At 51.2% G+C, this 565-nt stretch carries 1 rRNA gene; it reads left to right on the top strand.

The annotated features are described in order from the left end of the window. Nucleotides 1-565 (top strand): 23S ribosomal RNA (locus tag AAFU51_18895); the annotation flags it as partial.

Raw genomic sequence — 565 nt, 5'->3', positions numbered from 1 at the left:
AGGGGAGTGAAACAGTACCTGAAACCGGATGCTTACAAGCTGAGGGAGCTCTTCGGAGTGACCTCGTACCTTTTGTATAATGGGTCAACGACTTAGTGTTGCGTGCAAGCTTAAACCGTTAGGTGTAGGCGTAGCGAAAGCGAGTCTGAATAGGGCGACCGAGTATGTAGCATTAGACCCGAAGGCAAGTGATCTAGGTATGGGCAGGGTGAAGGTGCAGTAACATGCACTGGAGGCCCGAACCGTTGAGCGTTGAAAAGCTCTCGGATGACCTGTGCCTAGGGGTGAAAGGCCAATCAAACTTGCTGATAGCTGGTTCTCCGCGAAATCTATTTAGGTAGAGCGTCGATCGAATACTCTCGGGGGTAGAGCACTGACTGGGCTAGGGGTCCTCACCGGATTACCAAACCTTATCAAACTCCGAATACCAAGAAGTACTAATCGGCAGACACACGGCGGGTGCTAACGTCCGTCGTGGAGAGGGAAACAACCCTGACCACCAATTAAGGTCCCCAAATAATGGCTAAGTGTGAAAGGATGGCTGCTTCTAAGCCAACCTCCTCAT

Source organism: Bacteroidota bacterium (genome assembly GCA_039821555.1).
Taxonomy (GTDB): domain Bacteria; phylum Bacteroidota; class Rhodothermia; order Rhodothermales; family Rubricoccaceae; genus JBCBEX01.
The sequence above is the reverse complement of the archived record's forward strand: the minus strand, read 5'-3'. Positions and strand labels throughout refer to the sequence as shown.